Here is a 17,496-nt window from a genome sequence, read left to right as displayed (position 1 = left end):
TTATGATTGTATTTTAGAAAACACATACAACATTTCAGTCCCTATTTGTTGACTGCACTGCTGGTACATTTCTTTTTGCTGCGGTGTATTGTCTGAAATTTTAGGATCTTCAAACGTAATTGGAATTCTCTTTTCTGCACCGGCAATAAACGGACAGCCTCCATCAGCCTGAGAACAAGTCATAATGGCAGCAAATTCACTTGTGGGATTAAAATCAGCATCATACAATTTAGAAAAGCCAATAACGGGCTGTCTATTTGGTGCATATTTTACTGTATAAACAGGATTTTCACCTTCTGATAATGCTGTAATTCTAAAACCAGACGCTCTAAAAGCTGCAGCAATCATTGGATGCATAGCTGTAACTTCTGTTCCTCCAGAGTAACAATAAACCTGTTTTATTTTATAATACGCTGCTCCCGCCTGCGCCCATATCTGCGATAAATGGCTTCTTCTGGAATTATGCGTACAAATAAAGTTAAGGTTAATCCGCTCCTTGTTATTTACTTTATTTTGAATATACTCTATTAAAGGCTGTAATACAGCTTTACGATCGTCTGAAATCTTATTAAAATCAAACGACTCAACTGTTTTTTCTATCTCTGGAAATAACATATTTTATGGTTGTAATTGTTTATTAAAAAAAATTAACAGCATCCACCGCCCGGCGTACATGAATTTGAATTATCTGTATGAAGCTGTGTCAATTTTATTTTGGGTTTCTCAGAAGGAATACCGCATTGTTCCTGAGCCAGACAAGCCGTCTGCTTGTTTAATAAAATAAAATTTTTACCGTTAAAATCTAAATCGTATTTACCTATAGTAGTATCCTGATATTCAACTTCTATTTCATGATCTTCAATGCCTAAAACATTTTGAGAAAGTTCGATAATGTGAATCAGTTTTTGCGGTTTCAGTCTGTGCTCATAATCGTTGGCATTCCAAAGCTGAAAATTTACCACTGTTTCTTTTCTTACCGTACCACCGCAGTCAATAAAGTTTTTGGTAATTAAACCTACTTCGGTTACATGAAAATATTCTGGAACAAAATTTCCGTTTGGCAGTTCAAAATTTACTGTTTCGACAGTTTTTAGTATCTCTTTAATTTCTGATAGTTTCATAACACTTTATTTTTAGTTAACAACATTCGTTTCTTTTCTTAGCCAGATGAGCCGAAATATGCTCAAAAAAGCTTTTTATTTTTTCTAAACCCGGTTCGTTAATACAATAACAAATAGAATTTCCTTCAATACTGCCTTTAATAAGTCCGGCATTTTTCAATTCTTTAAGATGCTGGGATACTGTAGGCTGTGAAAGCGGAAGCTCATTTACAATATCACCGCAAATGCAGGCATCTACTTTTAATAAATATTCCATTATAGCAATACGGGCAGGATGCCCTAAAGCTTTGGACAAAACTGCCAGTTCGTTTTGACTTTCTGTAAAGTGATCTGTTTTTGTTGCTCCCATTGTAATATTTTTATATTGCAATATTACGATATAAATTTAAAAAATGAATAAATTATTCTAATTTTTTTTTAAAATAAGCTGATTTCGAGATTGCTTTGTAAACAAAAAAAGAGAAAGCTAAAAAGCTTTCTCTTTACAAGGATATATAAAAATGTAAAAAATCTCAGCCAAGAATTTCACAACCAGCCCGATGTTTACAGCTGCAAATTTCAAAATACTGCATTTTTTTAACTGCCTCTAAACGGTATTTTAATTACAATTTAAGCCATAATTACATTCAGCAGATATAGAAAACAGAATTTAGATATTTGTCTCAAATTATAATTTGCAGCTTCTAAAATGCTTTTCTATATATTACTTGTAAATCTATGTCGCAATTCCTCGAAAACCTCAACAAAATGTTTTTTACGGGAACCAATGAAATTGGAAAAATACAGGGTTACAATGTTTTTTTTCGTTCCTCTTTATACACTTCCCAGTTAAACTGTTCCAAAAAAACTAATGCTGCTTCTACACCTGCTAAGAATAATTTTCTTTTTTCATTTTTAGTCAGTGCAAAATTCAGCCAGCTTATTTTTGTATCATACGTGTTTATTTCGGCAATGCTGAATTTTTTATAAAACGGATTAATTGCCAAAAATGACGAATCTTCGTTATTTCGCAGTGTATTGAGAATACTGAAAGCGTAACTTGCAAAGGTAAGGCGCAGCTTTTTATTTTCAACAGGCTTCTCATCTTGTATGCGCGCTCCAAAAATGGGCACCCTGGCCTCTGTTATATGGCTGTTATGAAATAAATTGATAGGGAAATTAGAAAGTGAACCTCCGTCAATAAAAATACTCTCGGTCGAGAGATTAATAAATCCTTTTGTTTTCAGCCAGTCACTGGTATTATTTACGGCAATTTTTTTCGGTTCAAAAAACACAGGTATTGCCATAGAAGCTCTTACAAATACAGCGGGGCTGCCCTCAGGATCAAACTTGTACAGTTTTTCGTCTTTAGGCAGTACAATTTTGCATTGATTGGCAATATCTGTTGTCACAAAAGAATAGTCAAAACCAATTTTATCAATACTTTCTTTCTGATGTGCTTTCTCTTTATTGGTTAAAGCATTGTAATCCTGAGAGTCTTCTTCCCTGATAAGATATAAATTAGGTGGGTTTTGATTAAAATTTGAATCATTAGGTTCAAAAAACTTATTATGATCTGTTTTTTTAAGCACCTCATCGTAGATGTCCGAATACCATTTTTTATCTGATACCGTATTTTTAAGACTGGAAAGATTATCCAGTGACTCCACTCTGCCCCCTTTTGTACTCATGAAGATTTTATCATTTAGTATAAAATCACCTTCTGATTTAGATTTTAAATCTTTTAGATTTTTGATTCCGAAAATTTCTAATTCCTTCTTTAAAAATTCCTCAAAACTTTTACCGGGATTAATGCCGTAATTGTATTTGTGAAATCTATATAACAATATTATTACTCTTACGGTGATAAACACAAAAACCGCTAAAAAAACGAAATATGCAATTTTTAGGGAAAATCCAATCGCCATAAAAATCGGCAGAATAATTAAAGCGAGCAGCGCGATAATTCCATAAAACCAAGCTAAATTTTTCAAAAAATTCGAACCGCTGGTGAAAGAAAAAATTATTTTTTTTACAATTCCCAATTTGGCATCAACAAAACTTTTAAGAGAAAACCGTTTATTATCCATCATCATATCATATAACTCGGCTGATTTAGGTTCATCTTTATTACCCATTGCTGCAAGAAATAAGGTGTTAATGGCTCCTGCGCTGGTTCCTGCAATTCTAAGAAATCGTATGCCGACATATTCTAACACAAAAGCGTAACCCACTAATGAAATACCAAGTGTTCCGCCTCCTTCCTGTACAAAATTGATCCATTGCAGGATACGTCCATTTTCATCTTTAGAAATTACATCTGAAAATCTTTTATCTGACAGTTTATCCAGCCGTTCTGAAACTGATAACAGATTTGTTCCCAGTTTTTCTGCTCCTATTTCTTTTTTAATTAATTCTAGATCTGTTTTCATAGCTTAAATTAATTTTTAGTATTTGAATTTCTGGAATTTTTTCACTGGACTGATCCTCCAGATTATTTATTTCTAGCTAACATTTACGTCACTCAATAATTATTGATTTACAACAACTTACAATTCAAATATATTATTTTTAGCTAAATACACCACAACGTATTTATACCTAATTTTTTCTATTCAAAAGCTGGATAAACGAGTTAAAATATATCTAATAAAAAAGGCTGTTTCATAAATTATGAAACAGCCTCTTCTATTTTGCAAGATACCCCTATAGTTTAGTTTTTAATATAAATAGTTTAATGCTGTAATATCATTAGCATTGAAAGCACCGGTTTCGTTTGAACCAAAACACGCTCTCATGTAAGAAGTAGCATCATATCCAGAAGGTGTTCCCGGAATAAGAATTGCTCCTACACCAGCAGTTCCTTCATTTGAATTCTGCCCGCAGCTTTGACGGCTGAACCAGTCTGTATGACGCAGACCAATACAATGTCCTATTTCATGTGCCGCAACGTGTGCGTTTACATTTGTTGAATAAGAATCTAATCCTGAATATAAGGTAACTGAATTATATGGATTTCCTCCAGAAGGGAAACCAGCTACTCCGCCGGCAGATCCGGTTTGTCTCCGCACTACAATGTTTGCGCCTGAAGTACTTGAACTAAAAGTCAAAGTAAAGTTTATAGATAATCCTAAATTATTGTATCTGTTTATAGCAGCCTGCAGTCCGTTACGCATATTGGTAGTCAGGGCTGTTGTACCAGTTCCTGATAAACCAACAACTTTAATCGTTCTTGGAGCAGATACTAAATTAGTAGTACGGTATTGTTCTGTTGTAATACCTCCGTGAAGATCCATTTTGTTTAATTGTGCCTGTGTGATGATAATATCCCCTTCTACAAGGAACGCATCTTCAACAGCACCTTCTAAACTAGTATTTTGGATCACCTGCACATCTGAGGTGTTCAAAGAAAGTGATTTAAGTTTTTCCAACACCTCTGGTGTTACTTTTAAAGACTCTTGACCAGATGATACGGTCTCATCTTCTTTGTTACAAGACAATAGTACTAATGCTGTAAATGACAGAATCAGGATTGATTTAATTTTTTTCATAATAATTTCTTTAGTTTGTTAAATAAATTGATAGACAGGGGTTCTTTTACAAAATATTGTAATATTTATTATCAAATTTATATATATTTTAATCTTAAAATACTTATAAAAATAAAATATAACAAAATTAACACTTTTTGTTATAATATTACAAATCAGATATTTAACCTTAATTGCCTTAATAATGGTGTCAGCCCTTTTATTTACTAGAGTAATGCAAATCAATGTATTAAGCGCATAGAAGTTTTTATTTTTTTGTTTTTGTTCTGTGGGAGGCTAAAAACTCATTTTACAGTTATTAATCCTATTCAAAAATCTAATTACACCCTTCTAAGAAAATCGTATTTCAATAAATTTGAAAGGTAAGGCAAGAAAAAAATAATAAAATTTGTACAAATATTTTAATAACTTTGATTTATCTGCAGCATATTTCAAACAAAAACGATTATCCCTTGCCTGATCATAATTAAGAGGTACTAAAACCTGCAGACACCTTAACATCTACAGTAAATGAAGACTACAATTACTTTTTTCATTTTTATGATCACCACAATCAGTCTCTCGCAAAGCTCTGATAAATGGAAACAATACATGAAAAAGGAAAATGAAATAAAATTTGAAAAATATTATTTTACGTCTTTAGAAAATGCACACCTCAACCATTATAAAATTGTAAAAAAACTCGACAGTACTTTTTGTATTGTTGAAACCCAAAGTTCCAGATCTGGCAAGTCTTTACAAAAGATGCTCCCGGTTAATAATTTATGGAAACTACCGTCTAATTTTTCAAATCACAACGAAGACAAACCGTATATAATAGCAGCTGATTCTCTTCAAAATTTAATTTTCGGTTTGAAATCACTCGACATTACAGACATTAAAATACTTAATGATCATCTTGTATTGATAAAAAGTGATTCTAAAAAAATTATGGATCAGGTTGCTGCCCTGAGCATTGTCTCTTCTATTTCGCAGGAATCGCTTTTAGCGAGAACCGAATCTAAAATAACCGATCAAAATTTTAGTATTAATTATATCAATAAAGCCCATACTGATTTTCCTCTTTTAAGAGGTGAAGATCAAACGGCAGTAATTAAAGATGATTTTTTTGATGTTAATGATGTCGATCTTTTGAACAAGCATATTGCTTCTACAACACAATCTGCTGTGGTATCAAACCATGCAACTGCTATGGCTACTATAGTGTGCGGTTTAGGAAATAGTTCTGTATTAGGAAAAGGTGTCGCTCAAAAAGCAAGACTCGTCTCATCTGATTTTATGAATATTTATCCAGATGAAATCGAGACTTTACAAGGTGCCACGACTGCAAATCATTCCTACGGGACAATAATTGAGAATTTTTACGGCTCGCTCGCTAGTGCTTATGACGATCAATTATTTTTAAATACAGATTTAACGCATTGTTTCTCATCTGGAAATACTGGTCTTGAAGGTTATAAATCTATTACTGGTAATTTTAAGCAGTCTAAAAATAGTATTGTAATGGGCTGTGTTGACCAAAACGAAGTAATTATGCCTTTTTCTTCAAAAGGTCCCGCGTATGACGGTCGGATAAAACCAGAATTAGTAGCGTTCAGTACACAGGGAACTTCAAATTCAACCGCATTGGCTACAGGAATTATCACGCTGATGAAACAACATTATAAAAACGTACACAACAAGGCTCTGACCAATGCCGCAACAAAAGCAATTTTGATTAACAGCGCCAAAGATTTAGGCAGCACAGGCCCGGATTTTACTTATGGTTATGGCAATGTCAATGCTGATAAATGCCTGAAAACCATCACCGAGAACAGAATTATATTCGGCAGTCTAACCTCTGCCCAAACCAACGCACATACGATTAATGTTCCTGAAAATGCAAAAAACTTAAAAATCACCTTAGTCTGGAACGATCTGCCGGCTGCAATTAACAGTAATATAAGTTTGATAAATGATTTAGACCTTGAAGTTATTACGGCTGACAACTCTGTTTTCCTGCCTTGGGTTCTTAATCCTAATATTCCGGAGCAGCAAGCGCAGAGAGGAAAAGACAAACTTAACAATATTGAACAGGTTACTATCGAAAATCCTGTATCGGGGTCTTGTACGATCAATATCATGGGTTCGTATATTTCAAATACTTCACAATCATACAGCATTGCTTATGAATATGAACTTGAAAATCAATTTCAATGGAATTATCCCGCTGCAAATGATAATTTTCCTTATGATGGTAAAACGATTTCACCTTTCAAATGGGATTCTTCTTTTTCGGGCAGCTCGGGAAAATTGTCTATTAGTTATGATAATGGACAGAGCTGGGAAATTATTGCAGACGGCATTAATCTGGATTCCGAACAATTTACCTATACGCCTTCTGAAAAAAGATTTTCAAAAGCAAAACTAAAAATGACTATCAATGATACTGCTTATATATCGGATGACTTTATTATTTCTTATGATTTAAATATCCGCACCAGCTTAGTATGTGACGGCACAACTGAAATTAATTGGGACAAGCCCGCCGATATTGCTGCTTTTAATATTTATCAGCTCAAAGGTGATGGTTTTGAATTTAAAGAACAAATAACAGCCGCAGATTATACTTATACAGATGGAAATATTTACACTGTAACTCCTGTGTTTGACAACAGTGAAGGAATAAAAAGCGAGTCAGCACTACAATATGCCCAAAATTCAAATTGTTATTTTGAACTGGCTTCTGCCGAAATTTATGAGGATAAAGTAAAGATTGATGTCGGTCTTTTCAGCTTGTACAATATCAAAAGAATTGAGCTGGTCAAAATAATTAATAATGTTCAGAGTATCATCAGTACAATAAGTGATGTCAATTCCAAAACATTTTATTTTTTAGATACTGAACCTGCTAAGGGCAGAAATCAATATAAAATAAATTTGATTTTAGAAAATAACAATGTAATAAGCTCCTCAATTCTTGATGCTGATTATAGAGATAATGATTTCTTTTTTATCCATCCTACGCTGATAGGCAAAAATGAAGAATTATTTATCGAAGCCCCAAAAGAACAAAATGCTGTTTTCTATCTCTACACCATCAGCGGACAAAATACGATTACTTCACCTCTCATTTCCTTAACTAATACCATTATTCTAAAAAATACTGCCTCAGGAATTTATATCTACAAAATAATTATGGGTTCAGGTAAAGTGCAGACAGGAAAAATTGCTGTTTTTTAAGCACTTTGAGAAATTTTTACATATTGTATTATCTGTGAATTATATAAGAAATACCGCATAAATATATAACCATTAAAAATAGAATATTTGTAAATTTAAGACTTAATTTATCTGTCATGAGAAATCCCTTTGTCCATGCCTTATAATGAATCTGAACGCCTGGATATTCTAAAGCGCTACAGTAATATGCTGGAAGCTCTTCCGGGATATGCATTTGATGATGCAACTTCCCTGGTATCCTATATCTGTGGTGTACCAATTGCCTACATTGCTTTTATTGACGAAAACCGCCAGTGGTTCAAATCTGAAATTGGTCTTGGCTTTTCCATAGTGCCGCGTGAAATTACTTTCAGCCGTTACACTATCATGGATTCTTCTCTGGTAGAAATTCAAGACACACTGCTCAACGAACGTTTTAAAGATGATCCTGATGTAAAAGGAGGTTTAAAAATACGGTTTTATGCCGGAATGCCGCTTATTACGCCAGATGGTCACGCAGTCGGGGTTTTATGTGCTGCAGATCACGAGCCGCGCTCACTCAATGAAAATCAAAAAAGGGCGCTTCATATCGTAGCACGCCATGTTATTACAACACTTGAACTTGGGATAAAAAACAACGAACTTCTCAGACAAAAAAAAATTGCCGAAAGTGCTGTACTGGCAAAAGAATCTTTTTTGGCTAATATGAGCCATGAAATCAGGACACCTCTAAATGCTATTATTGGTTTTACTGAACTTTTGTCCGGAACACCGCTCGATAAACAACAGCAGGCTTTTATACAGGATGTTCAGACAGCCGGGGAAAATCTTTTACTCATAGTAAATGATATACTGGATTTGTCTAAAATTGAATCTGGAGGACTTTCTCTGGAAAAGCAGCCCTTTAATTTAAAAAAATCACTCCGCCATGTCTACGATCTTCTAAAAGTAAAAACTGCCGACGGTGTTGAATTTAACTTGTTTTTGGATGCCGAACTTCCAGATGTTATTACAGGCGATCAGGGAAGACTGAATCAGATAATGGTAAATCTGGCAGGAAATGCTCTTAAATTTACAAATGAAGGTGAAGTGACCATTTCCGTGAAAAATAAAGGAGAAACAGAGGATTCTTATACCATTCGGTTTTCTGTTAAAGATACCGGAATAGGCATTCCAAAGGAACATCTTGAATCTATATTTGAGCGATTTACACAGGGTCAGGAAGACACTACAAGAAAATTTGGAGGCACTGGCCTGGGACTGAGCATTGTTAAAGAGCTGGTAAAACTGCACGATTCGAAAATACAAGTTAAAAGCCGTGAAGGCGCAGGATCGGAATTTTTTTTCACAGCGACATATAAAAAACCAGTCAATGTAAAAGAAAATCCTAAACTGCTTCCCGTAAACGATCTGGGCAGACTTAAAATATTGCTTCTTGAAGACAACCGCTTAAATCAGAAACTGGCACAAAACGTTATTGAAGGGTTTGGATTTGAGATTGATATTGCGGAAAATGGAGATCAGGGTATAAAACTTCTTTCAGAAAACCAATATGATCTGGTATTAATGGATCTTCAGATGCCTGTAAGAGACGGTTATCAAACTACGCATTACATTCGCAGTGAGCTCAAAAATGAAATTCCTATTATAGCCATGACAGCCCATTCTCTTGCTGACGAGCATCATCGTTGTCTGAATGCCGGAATGGACGGTTATGTGCCAAAACCCTTTAAACAGCATGAACTTCTTGAAGCCATCAAACAAGCTTTGAAAAAAGATCGCCGTCCTTTGATTCCTTCTAAAGCAGATTTATCTGCAATTGAAAAAACCGACCTTATAAAACCTGGGTGGAAAAAAGAAGTAACCTCCCAGTTTATCCAGAAGGCTCCTGTAGAACTAAAAGAATTACAGCAGGCTGTTTATCGTAAAGATTTCAGATCAGTACTGCAAACCGCAGAACAGCTTCAGGTATGGCTGCATCTTTTTCTGCTGGAGAACTTAAGCCAGACCCTCACCTCTATCGAAGATCAGGCCCGCAAAAAAGAATTTACTGCCGAAACTGCTGACAATCTTGATATCCTGCACTGCAATATTGAGGAAATTATAAAAGAACTGTAATTATTTTTTTACTGAATTTCTGGTCTGTTTCTTAAACCTGCATATACCGCCTGAGCAACAATGAATCAATATTTTTTAATATAAACCGTTTTTTTGTTTACAAATTCCTTTATCCCATCAACTGATAGTTCACGTCCATATCCTGAGTTTTTTGTTCCTCCAAACGGAAGTCTTTGATCACTTTTAACAATCTCGTTTACAAATACTGCCCCGTCATCAAATTTTGGAATGAGTTTATAAGCTTTCTCAAGATCTTCTGTATAAAGAGATAATCCTAACCCAAAAGAGCTTTCATTGGCAAGATCTACAGCCTGTTGATCTGTATCAAAAGTAGTAATTCCGATAACCGGACCAAATGTTTCTTCTTGAAATAAAGGCATGTCGGGCGTTACGTTATCTAAAACTGTCGGTTCAAAAGAAGCGTTCTCTCTTTTACCTCCCAAAAGTATTTTTGCTCCCATTTCAACAGATTTTTTTAATTGCCCTTCGAGTTCTTCTGCAAGATCAACTCTTGCCATAGTAGCGATCGAAGTCTGCTTATCCATAGGATCTCCCTGTTTAAGCTGTTTTACCTGTTCTATAAAAGCCGCTGTAAATTCATTGACAATACCAGCTTCTACCAAAAGTCGTTTACCGGCAATACAGCTTTGTCCCGCATTTTGGAACCGTGATAAAACGCAGCTTTTTACTGTTTCCTTCAGGTTGCAGTCTGCAAATACAATCAAGGCATTGCTTCCTCCCAGTTCTAATACTGTTTTCTTGATTTCGCTTCCCGCAGCGGCAGCCACAGATCTGCCTGCTTTTTCACTTCCAGTCAGGGTAACGGCTTTTACTATAGGATTTTTTATAATTTTCTCTACTACTGCGCTTGAAACAGGCAGATTTGTAAAACACCCTTGTGGAAATCCGGCCTTTTTAAAGATATCTTCAATATTCTGGGCACTGTTCATCACATTACTGGCATGTTTTAGAACTGCCGTATTACCTGCCATTAATCCCGGCACCGCAAAACGAAAGACCTGCCAGAATGGATAATTCCACGGCATAATTGCCAGTACAACACCAATTGGTTCATACTTAACATAACTCCTGTAAGCTTCGGTTTCAATTTCTTTATCTGCAAGATGTTTTTCTGCATTTTCAGCATAATAATCACACAGCTTGGCACATTTTTCAATTTCTGCAGCAGATTCAGATATTGGTTTACCCATCTCTAAGGTAATGACTGCTGCATAATTTTCTATATTTTTTCTCAGTTCATCTCCAACAGATTTTATCAAGGCTGCTCTCTGGGCAAAAGATGTTTCTTTCCATGATTTGTACTGTTTGTCTGCTTTATCCAGTGCTTTTTGAATTTCATCGTCATTAAATTCTCTTATTTCGAAAACTTTCTCAGATGTATAGGGATTTATGGATGTTATCATAAAATAAAAAATTTAAAATCAAGAATCTTTTTAAAAATAAAAGTTACGATTTTTCTCGTAAACTATGTGCATTAAAATAAGATTTGCAATGAACTGCAGTCTATTTATAGTCTATAATTTCAAACAACAGATCGTACTTATCCCCTAATTTTTTCTTTAACCGCTGTTTGCTTTTTTTGACAGCATCGATTGTAACACCCAATAAATTAGACATTTCATAATTATTAAAGTCTAATTTTTGAAGCATTATTATTTTAAGATTGGATTCTTTTAGTTCAGGAAAATTTTCCATTATCGCATTATAAAAATCGGTATGCTGGTTTATAAACTCTCGTTTAAATGCATTCCAATTTTCATCTGTCATTAAATGAGTGCTTAACATTTCCTGAAGTTTTCTTTTCTCGTCATTTAAATGTCTGGAAGTTGTAATTTTAATTACTTCAAGCTCATTTTCTAAAATAGAAATCTATTTATTTTTATTTTCAAGATATTCTGTATACGCATCTATATCTGAACTGGCATCGTTAAGCTTTTGTTCAAAAAGCAGCCTGTCATTTTCAAGTTTTATTCTTTTTGCTTTTAATTTTTTATTTAAAGAATGGTACAAAACAATACTTAATGAAATCGTTAAGATTAAAATTAGAATATAGATTTTCTTCATTTTTTCTCCCTGCTCTAATTCCAGCCGGATTTTATTAGTATTATTTTCATATTTCTTTTTCTGAATAAGCCAATGCGATCTTTGCAGTACGGTATTGCCGTTTGTACTAAGAAGATATTCATCAATTTGTTTAAGCTGGCGTCTTAACAAAAGCTCTTTTTCTGGATTTCTACCCTTTAAAATACTAAGTTTTAATTCAATTACTTCTTTTAAAGAGCTTCTGTAGTAAGATTTTGAACTCGCAATATTTCCGGCTCTGTCTAATATTTCTTCAACCTTATCGGTATCTTTTAGTTTTAAAAGAATTTTAGCCAATAATATAGAAGCATACATCTCATTCTTATCAATTTTAAATTTTTGAGAGTAGAAAATATCTTGTTTTAATAAATGTACAGCATCTTTTAGATTTCCTTTTTCTTCGTAAATGAGTGCTTTATCACCTAAAATTTTTGCATATCTTATACTGTCGCCAACTTTTAAAGCCATAGTTTCAGATTTATTAAAATAATGCATGGCATTTGCTAAATCTTTGTTTCTAAAATAACAGTTACCAATTGCGTTTAAAACACCAGCAGATTCTGAAGAAGGAGTTTTCATATACTGCATAGATTTTTTATAGTAACCAATTGCAGACTTATCTTCAACAGTAGACATTATCCAGCCAAAAAATTTAAAAGTTTCTTCAGGTAAAATCATTTCTGACGGATCAGTTTGATCACATTTATCCATTGTATTGAGTACAATGGGAATAAGCTTGTCTATCTGGCAATAGAAATATAAATATTTTGAATAATTAAGCTGAGTCCAAATCATAAGACTCGGATCATTTAACTTTTTAGATTCTTCAATTGATTTTAAATAATTATACTCGCTTCTGCTGTTAATTTTATCGAAGAATGAAGAAAAACCATTTGCCAGTAAGGCGTAGTATAAAATTTGTGATTTTTTGCCGGAAGATTTCTTTAAAAAAGACAAACGATTTTTGAGTTTTATGGTGTCTTTTTTTGAATTATTTTCGCTGATTATTATAGATTCTATTCCCGTAATAGATTCTACATCTGCTGATGATAGTTTTTGAGCGTGTAATTTTGAAAAAAAAACAAAGGCGTATAAAACAAAAAATAATTTAATTTTTTTTGTGCAGAAAATCATTTTGGAATGGGGACTTATTAGGGCTGCTAAACTATAAAAAAATAAATATTTTACTAAAAAAAGTTTAAGAGAATAATCAATTATTTTGAACTAAAGGCTTGAAAATCTTAAATATAAAATTTTTCTTATAGTCATCTAAAAACCTTTAAGGGTACATGCTGATGGTTCAAAAATATCCGAAAATGAATGTATCAGTCCAAATACAAAATATGGAATAAAAATCGAAACTAATTTTGTTGATATAAACAGACCTTTTAGAGTAGATTATTCTGTAAATGGAGTTGTTTATACAATGACATTTACAACCGCAGTTTCTCAAGTTAATCCAATTACTTTAGCTAATGGAGATAATACTGCACAAGTCGTTGGAAGCAACTACAAAGCAATTCTTAAGTATATTGATCAAGGTGATTTTGAATTGGTAGAATAACAAACTAAATTTTTCTATCACATAATAATTTCAATTTATTACTCATTTTGAAAAACAGTAAAAAAGGACAGTTTTAAACTGTCCTTTTTTTATTTCACATCTTTTGCACTGCATTCTCTAATTCATCAATTATACGCATCGATTAGTGGTTATATCCTTTTCTAATTTTATATTTTATTATTAATCTTTTGTTCTATTTCTTGTAATGAAATGTTCCGCAATATACTTTTTATATGTTCCTTTTCAAATTTCCTGGTTATATGAAATGTACCTTCTTTAAAAGATAATCAAATACCTTACGTTTTTTATCCTTTTAGAATAAACTAGCTTATAAACTGAATCAAAATATCCTTAGAAGATTCATTGCAAAAAACAAATTCCATATATGTGACATTGGATTTCAACATCTAGATAATAATAATAATAATAATAATAATAATAATATCTGCAAGCAGATTCTTCTTCAAAAGAATGTTTTAACTCAATTTCAGTTGCATATTCTGATATCTCTTCAAAAAAATGCATTTCTCAAATATTAAATTGGAAACAGATTTATTATCAGACTGAAAACAAATGAAGAAATAGAAATTTTAAAACGGTTTAATAGATTATAAACCACAAAATCAGAAGGAATAAAAAGAAAATCTAAACATAAATAAAAGCAAAAAATCCTCATCAAGTAAATGATGAGGATTCTTAAAAGAAAGGCGACGACATACTCTCCCACAAAACTGCAGTACCATCTGCGCAGGCGGGCTTAACTTCTCTGTTCGGGATGGGAAGAGGTGAGCCCCGCCGCAATAACCACCTTAAGGTCATTCGCTGCGAACAGCTTTTAATTATTAATTATCAATTATAAATTGTTAATTATCAATTAAACAATATTTTAACATACTGAGATAAAGAAAAGTAAGTTTTTGTTTTAGAAAGTTTCCTCCCGGGCCTTTCGGCCCGGGAAAAGGGTGTACATAAGCTTACGGATTATTAGTACTACTCGACTATGACATTACTGCCTTTACATCTATAGCCTATCAACGTGGTCATCTTCCACGATCCTTAAAAGAAATCTCATCTTGTGGTGGGTTTCGCGCTTATATGCTTTCAGCGCTTATCCCTTCCCAACGTAGCTACTCTGCGGTGCCCCTGGCGGGACAACAGATACACTAGAGGTTAGTCCAATTCGGTCCTCTCGTACTAGAATCAGATCCACTCAAATTTCTAACGCCCGCAGTAGATAGAGACCGAACTGTCTCACGACGTTCTGAACCCAGCTCGCGTGCCACTTTAATGGGCGAACAGCCCAACCCTTGGGACCTTCTCCAGCCCCAGGATGTGACGAGCCGACATCGAGGTGCCAAACCCCCCCGTCGATATGAGCTCTTGGGGGAGATCAGCCTGTTATCCCCGGCGTACCTTTTATCCTTTGAGCGATGGCCCTTCCATGCGGAACCACCGGATCACTATGCTCTACTTTCGTACCTGATCGACCTGTATGTCTCTCAGTCAAGCTCCCTTATGCCATTGCACTCTACGCACGGTTACCAAGCGTACTGAGGGAACCTTTAGAAGCCTCCGTTACTCTTTTGGAGGCGACCACCCCAGTCAAACTACCCACCAAGCACTGTCCCCCGCATAGCGGGGTTAGGCCTCAGATAAACAAAGGGTTGTATTTCAACAATGACTCCACAACGCCTGGCGACGCCGCTTCATAGTCTCCAACCTATCCTACACATCATTTATCCAAGGTCAATACTAAGCTATAGTAAAGGTGCACAGGGTCTTTTCGTCCCACTGCGGGTAAACGGCATCTTCACCGTTACTACAATTTCACCGAGCTCATGGCTGAGACAGTGTCCAGATCGTTACACCATTCGTGCAGGTCGGAACTTACCCGACAAGGAATTTCGCTACCTTAGGACCGTTATAGTTACGGCCGCCGTTTACTGGGGCTTCAATTCAATGCTTCTCCGAAGATAACATCTCCTCTTAACCTTCCAGCACCGGGCAGGTGTCAGGCCCTATACTTCATCTTACGATTTTGCAGAGCCCTGTGTTTTTGATAAACAGTCGCCTGGACCTCTTCACTGCGGCCCCCATTGCTGGGGGCGACCTTTCTCCCGAAGTTACAGGTCTATTTTGCCTAATTCCTTAGCCATGAATCTCTCGAGCACCTTAGGATTCTCTCCTCAACTACCTGTGTCGGTTTACGGTACTGGTACTAATTACCTGAAGTTTAGAGGTTTTTCTTGGAAGCCCTTAGGCGCACTATCTCTTTGTCCGAAGACTCCGAGTACTATCGTATTTCACCAGTTCCTGCGCATTTTACTACAGGACCTATAGCTAGGTACTTCAACGAACTATTCCGTCAGTTCGCGGCGCTTTCATCACTCCGTCACCCCATCACAGTAATTAGTAGTACGGGAATATTAACCCGTTAGCCATCGACTGTCCCTTTCGGGTTCGCCTTAGGACCAGACTAACCCACAGCTGATTAGCATAGCTGTGGAAACCTTAGTTTTTCGGTGTGCGGGTTTCTCGCCCGCATTATCGTTACTTATGCCTACATTTTCTTTTCTAACCAGTCCAGCCCTCCTTACGAAAAACCTTCAACCCTGTTAGAATGCTCCCCTACCACTTGCAATTACTTGCAAATCCATAGCTTCGGTAATATGCTTATGCCCGATTATTATCCATGCTCGTCCGCTCGACTAGTGAGCTGTTACGCACTCTTTAAATGAATGGCTGCTTCCAAGCCAACATCCTAGCTGTCTGGGCAGACAAACCTCGTTCTTTCAACTTAGCATATATTTGGGGACCTTAGCTGATGGTCTGGGTTCTTTCCCTCTCGGACTTGGACCTTAGCACCCAAGCCCTCACTGTTAGTGAACATTATACAGCATTCGGAGTTTGTCAGGAATTGGTAGGCGGTGAAGCCCCCGCATCCAATCAGTAGCTCTACCTCTGTATAACTTTATAACTAACGCTGCACCTAAATGCATTTCGGGGAGTACGAGCTATTTCCGAGTTTGATTGGCCTTTCACCCCTACCCACAGGTCATCCGAAGACTTTTCAACGTCAACCGGTTCGGTCCTCCACTGTGTGTTACCACAGCTTCAACCTGCCCATGGGTAGATCACACGGTTTCGCGTCTAACACTACTGACTAAAGCGCCCTATTCAGACTCGCTTTCGCTGCGGATCCATACCTGAAGTACTTATCCTTGCCAGCAGCGTTAACTCGTAGGCTCATTATGCAAAAGGCACGCCGTCACCCCACGAAAGGGCTCCGACCGCTTGTAAGCGTATGGTTTCAGGATCTATTTCACTCCGTTATTCACGGTTCTTTTCACCTTTCCCTCACGGTACTGGTTCACTATCGGTCTCTCAGGAGTATTTAGCCTTAGCGGATGGTCCCGCCAAATTCAGACAGGGTTTCACGTGCCCCGCCCTACTCAGGATACCACTATCTATTACATTTATTACCCATACGGGGCTATCACCCTCTATGGCGTCACTTTCCAGTAACTTCCGGTTCTGCATGCATAAAATGTCGTGGTCCTACAACCCCAGCACTGCCGTAACAGCACTGGTTTGGGCTAATCCGCGTTCGCTCGCCACTACTTACGGAATCACTTTTGTTTTCTTCTCCTCCGCCTACTTAGATGTTTCAGTTCAGCGGGTTTGCCCACCTATCGGTGTGCTATATCTTCAATATAGCGGGTTGCCCCATTCGGATATCTGCGGATCAATCTGTGTGTGCCAGTCCCCGCAGCTTTTCGCAGCTTATCACGTCCTTCATCGCCTCTGAGAGCCTAGGCATTCCCCATACGCCCTTATTTTGCTTATTGTACCAATCTTG

Annotated in this window: 11 protein-coding genes and 2 rRNA genes; 3 read left to right on the top strand and 10 right to left on the bottom strand. The window is 35.9% G+C overall.

Translation table 11 applies throughout. The annotated features are described in order from the left end of the window. The 5 genes from ACTJIW_RS13925 to ACTJIW_RS13905 form a co-directional block, all read right to left on the bottom strand. Positions 1–615 carry an arsenate-mycothiol transferase ArsC gene (locus tag ACTJIW_RS13925; RefSeq protein ID WP_440716867.1) on the bottom strand — a complete coding sequence of 205 codons (615 nt, stop codon included), beginning with the start codon at positions 613–615 and terminating at the stop codon, positions 1–3. 32 nt (positions 616–647) lie between these two features. Further along, positions 648–1,121: a DUF6428 family protein gene (locus ACTJIW_RS13920; protein ID WP_440716866.1), complete on the bottom strand. Its 474-nt coding sequence runs from the start codon at positions 1,119–1,121 to the stop codon at positions 648–650. Positions 1,122–1,137: 16 nt separating this feature from the next. After that, positions 1,138–1,470, bottom strand: coding sequence for an ArsR/SmtB family transcription factor (locus ACTJIW_RS13915; RefSeq protein WP_440716865.1), 333 nt, complete (start codon positions 1,468–1,470; stop codon positions 1,138–1,140). Between the two features lie 439 nt (positions 1,471–1,909). Continuing rightward, entirely contained in the window at positions 1,910–3,532 is a 1,623-nt protein-coding gene (locus ACTJIW_RS13910) for a patatin-like phospholipase family protein (protein WP_440716864.1), read from the bottom strand. A gap of 288 nt (positions 3,533–3,820) precedes the next feature. Further along, positions 3,821–4,651, bottom strand: a complete 831-nt coding sequence (locus tag ACTJIW_RS13905; protein WP_012026215.1) for a M57 family metalloprotease — start codon at positions 4,649–4,651, stop codon at positions 3,821–3,823. 510 nt (positions 4,652–5,161) lie between these two features. Between ACTJIW_RS13905 and ACTJIW_RS13900 the strand changes: the two genes are divergently transcribed. Together ACTJIW_RS13900 and ACTJIW_RS13895 are read left to right on the top strand one after the other, a co-directional pair. Further along, the gene (locus ACTJIW_RS13900; RefSeq protein WP_440716863.1) at positions 5,162–7,873 is read left to right on the top strand and encodes a S8 family peptidase; all 2,712 of its coding nucleotides are present in this window, start codon (positions 5,162–5,164) and stop codon (positions 7,871–7,873) included. A 135-nt stretch (positions 7,874–8,008) separates the two neighbouring features. Continuing rightward, a complete protein-coding gene (locus ACTJIW_RS13895; RefSeq protein WP_440716862.1) occupies positions 8,009–9,970 on the top strand; it encodes an ATP-binding protein in 1,962 nt (653 codons plus the stop codon). A gap of 65 nt (positions 9,971–10,035) precedes the next feature. On the opposite strand, the gene ACTJIW_RS13890 is transcribed toward ACTJIW_RS13895, so the two are convergent. The 3 genes from ACTJIW_RS13890 to ACTJIW_RS13880 form a co-directional block, all read right to left on the bottom strand. Beyond that, entirely contained in the window at positions 10,036–11,394 is a 1,359-nt protein-coding gene (locus ACTJIW_RS13890; RefSeq protein ID WP_440716861.1) for an NAD-dependent succinate-semialdehyde dehydrogenase, read from the bottom strand. Between the two features lie 100 nt (positions 11,395–11,494). Next, the gene (locus tag ACTJIW_RS13885) at positions 11,495–11,776 is read right to left on the bottom strand and encodes a hypothetical protein (RefSeq protein ID WP_440716860.1); all 282 of its coding nucleotides are present in this window, start codon (positions 11,774–11,776) and stop codon (positions 11,495–11,497) included. Between the two features lie 84 nt (positions 11,777–11,860). Beyond that, entirely contained in the window at positions 11,861–13,207 is a 1,347-nt protein-coding gene (locus ACTJIW_RS13880) for a tetratricopeptide repeat protein (RefSeq protein ID WP_440716859.1), read from the bottom strand. A 292-nt stretch (positions 13,208–13,499) separates the two neighbouring features. Between ACTJIW_RS13880 and ACTJIW_RS13875 the strand changes: the two genes are divergently transcribed. Beyond that, on the top strand, positions 13,500–13,637 hold the full coding sequence (locus ACTJIW_RS13875) for a hypothetical protein (RefSeq protein WP_440716858.1): 138 nt from the start codon (positions 13,500–13,502) through the stop codon (positions 13,635–13,637). Between the two features lie 702 nt (positions 13,638–14,339). Here ACTJIW_RS13875 and rrf read toward each other — a convergent pair. Both rrf and ACTJIW_RS13865 read right to left on the bottom strand, forming a co-directional pair. After that, positions 14,340–14,449: ribosomal RNA gene (gene rrf / locus ACTJIW_RS13870) — 5S ribosomal RNA — on the bottom strand. A 152-nt stretch (positions 14,450–14,601) separates the two neighbouring features. Beyond that, positions 14,602–17,485: ribosomal RNA gene (locus ACTJIW_RS13865) — 23S ribosomal RNA — on the bottom strand. Between the last annotated feature and the right edge of the window lie 11 nt (positions 17,486–17,496).

Origin of the sequence: Flavobacterium sp. 22659 (genome assembly GCF_052044235.1) — a bacterium.
In the GTDB taxonomy this organism is placed as follows: Bacteria; Bacteroidota; Bacteroidia; order Flavobacteriales; family Flavobacteriaceae; genus Flavobacterium; species Flavobacterium johnsoniae.
The sequence above is the reverse complement of the archived record's forward strand: the minus strand, read 5'-3'. Positions and strand labels throughout refer to the sequence as shown.

Coding starts and splice junctions, on each gene's coding strand:
- ACTJIW_RS13925 (WP_440716867.1), bottom strand. CDS start 615: ATGTTATTTCCAGAGATAGAAAAAACAGTTGAGTCGTTTGATTTTAAT.
- ACTJIW_RS13920 (WP_440716866.1), bottom strand. CDS start 1,121: ATGAAACTATCAGAAATTAAAGAGATACTAAAAACTGTCGAAACAGTA.
- ACTJIW_RS13915 (WP_440716865.1), bottom strand. CDS start 1,470: ATGGGAGCAACAAAAACAGATCACTTTACAGAAAGTCAAAACGAACTG.
- ACTJIW_RS13910 (WP_440716864.1), bottom strand. CDS start 3,532: ATGAAAACAGATCTAGAATTAATTAAAAAAGAAATAGGAGCAGAAAAA.
- ACTJIW_RS13905 (WP_012026215.1), bottom strand. CDS start 4,651: ATGAAAAAAATTAAATCAATCCTGATTCTGTCATTTACAGCATTAGTA.
- ACTJIW_RS13900 (WP_440716863.1), top strand. CDS start 5,162: ATGAAGACTACAATTACTTTTTTCATTTTTATGATCACCACAATCAGT.
- ACTJIW_RS13895 (WP_440716862.1), top strand. CDS start 8,009: ATGCCTTATAATGAATCTGAACGCCTGGATATTCTAAAGCGCTACAGT.
- ACTJIW_RS13890 (WP_440716861.1), bottom strand. CDS start 11,394: ATGATAACATCCATAAATCCCTATACATCTGAGAAAGTTTTCGAAATA.
- ACTJIW_RS13885 (WP_440716860.1), bottom strand. CDS start 11,776: ATGTTAAGCACTCATTTAATGACAGATGAAAATTGGAATGCATTTAAA.
- ACTJIW_RS13880 (WP_440716859.1), bottom strand. CDS start 13,207: ATGATTTTCTGCACAAAAAAAATTAAATTATTTTTTGTTTTATACGCC.
- ACTJIW_RS13875 (WP_440716858.1), top strand. CDS start 13,500: ATGACATTTACAACCGCAGTTTCTCAAGTTAATCCAATTACTTTAGCT.